This window comes from Frankia sp. AgB32 (assembly GCF_023243045.1).
In the GTDB taxonomy this organism is placed as follows: Bacteria; Actinomycetota; Actinomycetes; order Frankiales; family Frankiaceae; genus Frankia.
Genome location: NZ_JALKFX010000076.1, coordinates 38,815 through 44,852, shown reverse-complemented (window position 1 = coordinate 44,852; position 6,038 = coordinate 38,815). Strand labels below are relative to the sequence as shown.

At 71.1% G+C, this 6,038-nt stretch carries 3 protein-coding genes; all 3 read right to left on the bottom strand.

The annotated features are described in order from the left end of the window. Positions 1-144: 144 nt before the first annotated feature. The gene (gene glgB / locus MXD60_RS19165) at positions 145-2,586 is read right to left on the bottom strand and encodes a 1,4-alpha-glucan branching protein GlgB (RefSeq protein WP_248820696.1); all 2,442 of its coding nucleotides are present in this window, start codon (positions 2,584-2,586) and stop codon (positions 145-147) included. 130 nt (positions 2,587-2,716) lie between these two features. Then, positions 2,717-4,108 carry a maltokinase N-terminal cap-like domain-containing protein gene (locus MXD60_RS19160; RefSeq protein ID WP_248820695.1) on the bottom strand — a complete coding sequence of 464 codons (1,392 nt, stop codon included), beginning with the start codon at positions 4,106-4,108 and terminating at the stop codon, positions 2,717-2,719. 132 nt (positions 4,109-4,240) lie between these two features. Continuing rightward, positions 4,241-5,938, bottom strand: a complete 1,698-nt coding sequence (gene treS / locus MXD60_RS19155; RefSeq protein WP_248820699.1) for a maltose alpha-D-glucosyltransferase — start codon at positions 5,936-5,938, stop codon at positions 4,241-4,243. Between the last annotated feature and the right edge of the window lie 100 nt (positions 5,939-6,038).

The following is a 6,038-nucleotide window of genomic DNA, read 5'->3' as shown; positions in this document are numbered from 1 at the left end:
GGGCCGGCCCGGCCGCGCGCGGCCCGGGGGGGGGTGCTGCGGGCCCCCGCGCGGGGGGGCGCGGGGCGGCGGCGGCCCCGCGCGCGGGCCTGAGGCCGCCGCAGGGCCTCAGGCGTGCTCAGGTCTCAGAGGTCCCGCAGGGATTCAGGCATCCTCAGGGTCGTAGCGGAACCATACGGCGCCCAGCTGCGGCAGGGTGACGCTGGCCGACGCCGGCAGGCCGTGGCAGGGCTGGTCGATGGCCGCGATGGCGCCCAGGTTGCCGACGTTGGCGCCGCCGTAGCGGCTGCCGTCGGTGTTGAGAACCTCCCGCCAGCGGCCGGCGAAGGGCAGGCCGATGCGGTAGTTGTGGAAGGTCGTGCCGGCGAAGTTGGTGACGCAGGCGAACACCTCGGTGCCCGGCTCGCCCTCGTCGCCGGACCAGCGCAGGAACGACAGCACGTTGTTGGTGCTGTCGTTGCCGTCGATCCAGGAGAAGCCCGTCTTGTCGTAGTCACGCCGGTAGAGCGCCGGTGACGACCGGTACAGCGCGTTGAGGTCGCGGATCAGCAGAGAGATCCCGTGGTGGCCCGGCTCGTCGAGCAGCGGCCAGTCCAGCGACGTCGCCTCGCTCCACTCGTTGTCCTGGGCGAACTCGCAGCCCATGAACAGCAGCTTCTTTCCGGGATGCGCCCACATGTAGGCGTACAGGGCCCGCAGGTTCGACAGCTGCTCCCACCGGTTGCCCGGCATGCGGCGCAGCATCGAGCCCTTGCCGTGGACGACCTCGTCGTGGCTGAACGGCAGGACGTAGTTCTCCGCGTAGGCGTACACCATCGAGAACGTGATCTCGTTGTGGTGGTAGCTGCGGTGCACGGGCTGGTGGGAATTGTACTGGAGCGTGTCGTGCATCCAGCCCATGTTCCACTTGAACCCGAAGCCGAGGCCGCCGAGATGGGTGGGGCGGGTGACGCCCGGCCACGCCGTCGACTCCTCGGCGATCATCATGGCGCCGGCGTGGTGGCGGTACACGGTCGCGTTGGCCTCCTGAAGGAACGCCACCGCCTCCAGGTTCTCCCGGCCGCCGTGCCTGTTCGGCAGCCAGGCGCCGTCGGGCCGGGAGTAGTCCAGGTAGAGCATCGACGCGACGGCGTCGACCCGCAGTCCGTCGATGTGGTACTCGTCGAACCAGTACAGGGCGTTCGCGACGAGGAAGTTGCGGACCTCGGGGCGGCCGAAGTCGAACACGTAGGTACCCCAGTCCGGCTGCTCGCCGCGGCGGGGGTCGGGGTGCTCGTAGAGCGGGGTGCCGTCGAAGCGACCGAGCGCCCAGCCGTCGCGCGGGAAGTGCGCCGGCACCCAGTCGATGATCACGCCGATGCCGGCGCGGTGCAGCGCGTCGACGAGGTGGCGGAACTCGTCCGGGCTGCCGAACCGGGCGGACGGGGCGTAGTAGGCGGACACCTGGTAGCCCCAGGAGGGGCCGTAGGGGTGCTCGGCCACGGGCAGCATCTCGACGTGGGTGAAGCCGTTCGCCTGCACGTACTCGGTGAGCTGCTCGGCGAGTTCGAGGTAGGACAGCCCGCGCCGCCAGGAGCCCAGGTGCAGCTCGTAGACGCTGATCGGCTCGGTGTGCCACGCGGTGCGGGCGCGCCGTTCCATCCAGTCGGTGTCGTTCCAGGCGTAGTCCGACTGGGTGACGACGCTCGCGGTGGCCGGGGGGATCTCGGTGCGGAAGGCCATCGGGTCGGCCTTCTGCCGCCAGACCCCGTCGAAGCCGAGGATCTCGTACTTGTAGCGCAGCCCGGCGCCGGCGCCGGGGACGAACAGCTCCCACACCCCGCAGCCGCCCAGCGAGCGCATCGGGAACGCCCGGCCGTCCCAGAAGTCGAAGTCGCCGACGAGGCGTACCCCTCGCGCGGACGGCGCCCACACGGCGAAACTCACCCCGGTGACCGCCCGGCCGCCCGGGGTCGTCAGGTTGCGCACGTGTGCGCCGAGCACCTTCCAGAGCTGCTCGTGCCGGCCCTCGCTGATCAGATGCCGGTCGACCTCGCCGAGCGTCGGCAGGTACCGGTAGGGGTCGTCGACGATGACCGAGCTGTGCGGGTAGATGACCTCGACCCGGTAGTCGGGCAGGTGGCCGGGCAGCGCCGCGGCGAACACCCCGCCGCTGTGCAGCCGGGTGGCCGGGTGACGCTCGTCGCCGACGAGCAGGTTCACCTCGCGGGCGTCGGGGCGCAGCACCCGCACGACCGTCCACTCGCCGCGTGGGTGTGCGCCGAGCAGGGTGTGCGGGTCGTGGTGCGTGCCGCCGACGAGCCGGCCGAGCTCCGCGGCGGGCAGCCCGGTGTCGGGCGCGGCGCAGACCGGGCCGCCGGGGGCGGCGGGCTTCGCGACCTGGGTTTCCGGCGCCGGATCGCCGAAGCCGGCCAACCGGCCGCCGGGCGTGCGGTCCGCGAGGGCCACCCGGCCCTGCGGGTCGCCGCTCGCCGCGTTCGCCCCCCGCAGGAAGTCCTGGGAGGCGGGCTCCGGCCGACCGCCGGCCCGTTCGGCGCGCCGGCGTCCCGTCCGGTCGCTGTCGTGGTTGACGTCGCCGTTGTTCACTGGGACACCCCTGCCTCTCTCCGCCCGCGGTCCGCGTCGCGCGTCCGCTCACTGGGATTCGTGCTCGCTGGAAGTCGTGGGTCGGTGGTCTCGGGGTCGGTGTTCTCGGCCTGGGCGCGGTAGGGGACTGTCACGTGCTGAGGGGCGCGGCGGCGGTGAGCCGCTCCAGCGCGGCGAGCGGGATCACCGCCCAGGACGGCCGGTGCCGCGTCTCGTACAGCACCTCGTAGACGGCCTTGTCGAGTTCGAAGGCGCGCAGCATCGCCGAGTCCTCCCGCGGGTCGCGGCCGGCGGCCTGGCCGTAGCCGCGGCAGAACGCCTCCCGGTTGCGGTCCGCCCACTCCTGCGCGCGGTGCTTCAGCGCCGGCTCGTCGCCGCGTTCCAGCAGCATCGAGCGGGCCGCGTAGTCGAACGACCGCAGCATCCCGGCGACGTCGCGCAGCACCGACTCCAGCCCCACCCGGTCCGCGACGGGACGCGCCGGCTCGCCCTCGAAGTCGAACAGCACCCAGCCCGAGTCGACCCGCAGCACCTGGCCGAGATGCAGATCGCCGTGCAGCCGCTGGAACGGCCGCGGATGGATGACCTCGGGCGCCGCGCCGGTGAGCTCGTCGTAGGTCCCTCGCGCCGCGGCCTCGAACGGTCGCAGGCTGGCGGCGGCCTCGACCGCGGCGTCGAACCGGCCGTGCAGGTAGGCGACCAGGGCGCGCAGGTCGTCGGTGGTCGGCGGGCGGGTCGGCAGCGCCCGGGCGAGGTCCGCGTGGACCTCGGCGGTCGCGGCGCCGAGCCGCTCCGACTCGGCGGCGAAGGCGCCGCCGACCTCGTCGGCGTGCAGGTCGGCCTCGGCGTACAGGTCGCGCACGCTGGCGAGGGCGAGACGCCAGCCCTCGGTGCCGCTGCGCAGGTACTCCTGGAGGAAGCCGAAGGTGGTCTGGCGACCCTCGACGTCGCCGGAGTACCAGGCGACAGGGGCGGCCACGTGCTGGCTGCCGGCGTCGGCCAGGGCCCGGGTGACCTCCAGGTCGGGGTTGACGCCCGCCCAGAGCCGGCGGAAGACCTTCAGGATGTAGGCGTCGCCGTAGATGATCGACGTGTTGGACTGCTCGGCGCCGACGGGATGGGACGGCAGGTTCTCGAGCGCCGGAGCACCCTCGGCCGCCGGCGCGCGCAGCTCCGCGACAAGATCGTCGCGATGGGTCGCGCGGCCGAGGAACCGCAGCAGCGCGGCGGCGCCGTCGGGGTCCTGCAGGCCGTCGTACACCAGCCCGCCGGCGCACTCGCCGAGCAGGAAGCCCTCGTGGCCGAAGGGCGCGTCGGACCGGATCACCAGCGGCACCTGGTAGTGGTCGCGGGGGCCCCGGTCGTAGTCGACGTCCACGACCAGCAGCCGCAGCGGCGCGAAGAGCGTGACGTCGCGGCGGATGTGCACCCGCCCGGTGCCGCGTCCCCGGCCGGCGAACCAGCGCTGCCGGGGCAGCCAGTCGTTCAGCAGGCCCGCCAGTTCGGCGTGGTGGTCACCCATCCTCGGCCTCCTGGTGCCTGTGCACGACTGTCATGATGTCAACCTAACGCCGAGTAAGCCGGCTGTGATCATCGGTGCACCGGGTGCGTACCGATCGCCCTGCGCCCGTGGCGGTCGCCCGCACGGAAGTGTCTAGGGGGTGAATTCCCCCGTTCTTGTCAGCGCGAACCAATAATGTCCGTGACCGGGCAGTGTCAGCAGGTAGGGAAGGTCGCCGATCGGCGGGAAGTGCACCCGGCCGAGCAGCTCGACCGGCACCATTTCGGCGAATCTGCGCAGGTCAAGCTCGACGGGCTGGGCGAAACGGGACAGGTTCGCGACGCACAGGACGGAGTCGTCGCCGAACTCGCGCACATAGGCGAAGACCGACGGATTGGATGCGGCCAGCTCCTCGTAACTGCCCTGGCCGAAGACGGGATGCCGCTTGCGCACCTCGATCATCCGCTTTGTCCAGGACAGGAACGAGGTCGGCATCCGCTGTCCGGCCTCGACGTTCAGTGCCTGGTATCCGTACACCGGATCCATGATCAGTGGCAGGTAGAGGCGGGCCGGGTCGGACGTGGAGAAACCGGCGTTGCGGTCGGGCGACCACTGCATCGGTGTCCGGACGCTGTCCCGGTCACCGAGGTAGATGTTGTCGCCCATGCCGATCTCGTCGCCGTAGTAGAGCACCGGCGAACCGGGCAGCGAGAGCAGCAGTGCGGTGAACAGCTCCATCTGGTCGCGGCTGTTGTCCAGCAGCGGCGCGAGGCGGCGGCGGATGCCGATGTTCGCCTTCATGCGGGGGTCCTTGGCGTACTCCGCCCACATGTAGTCGCGCTCGTCGTCGGTCACCATCTCGAGCGTGAGCTCGTCGTGGTTGCGCAGGAAGATGCCCCACTGGCAGTTCGGTGGGATCTGCGGCGTCTGCGCCAGGATCTCCGAGATCGGGTAGCGCGACTCGCGGCGCACCGCCATGAAGATGCGTGGCATCAGCGGGAAGTGGAACGCCATGTGGCACTCGTCGTCGGCGCCGAAGTACTCGACGACGTCGGAGGGCCACTGGTTGGCCTCGGCGAGCAGCACCCGGTCGGCGTACTTGGCGTCGACCTCCTTGCGGACGCGGCGCAGGTACTCGTGCGTCTCCGGCAGGTTCTCGCCGTTGGTGTTGTCCCGGACGTAGAGGTAGGGCACCGCGTCGAGGCGGAAGCCGTCGATCCCGAGGTCCAGCCAGAACCGCAGGACCTCGAGCATCGCCTCCTGCACGTCCGGGTTGTCATAGTTCAGGTCGGGCTGGTGGGAGAAGAAGCGGTGCCAGTAGTACTGGCCGCGCACCGGGTCCCACGACCAGTTCGACTTCTCGGTGTCGACGAAGATGATGCGGGCTTCCGGGTACCGCTCGTCCGTGTCGGACCAGACGTAGAAGTCCCCGTACGGACCATCCGGGTCCGACCGCGACGCCTGGAACCACGGATGGGCGTCCGACGTGTGGTTCATGACCAGGTCGGCGATGATCCGGATGCCGCGGCGGTGCGCCTCGTCGACGAGGCTGACGAAGTCGCCCAGGTCGCCGAACTCAGGCAGGATCTGGAAGTAGTCGGCGATGTCGTAGCCGCCGTCGCGCAGCGGCGAACTGTAGATCGGCAGCAGCCACAGGCAGTCGACGCCGAGCCACTCCAGGTAGTCGAGCTTGTCGATGAGCCCGCGGATGTCGCCCGTGCCGTCGCCGTTGGAGTCGGCGAAGCCGCGGATCAGCACCTCGTAGAAGACCGCCCGCTTGTACCAGTGCGGGTCGCGGGGGGATTCCCGGACGGGGCCGGCAGGACCCGGGCCGGGCACGTCGGCCCCCATCGGCTCGCTGAGTGGCTGCGGCTCGTGGTTCGCCGGTTCGTCGAGGGACTCCGGTCCACCAACGGATCCTTCATCGGTGGACCATGGTGCACCGGCGGAC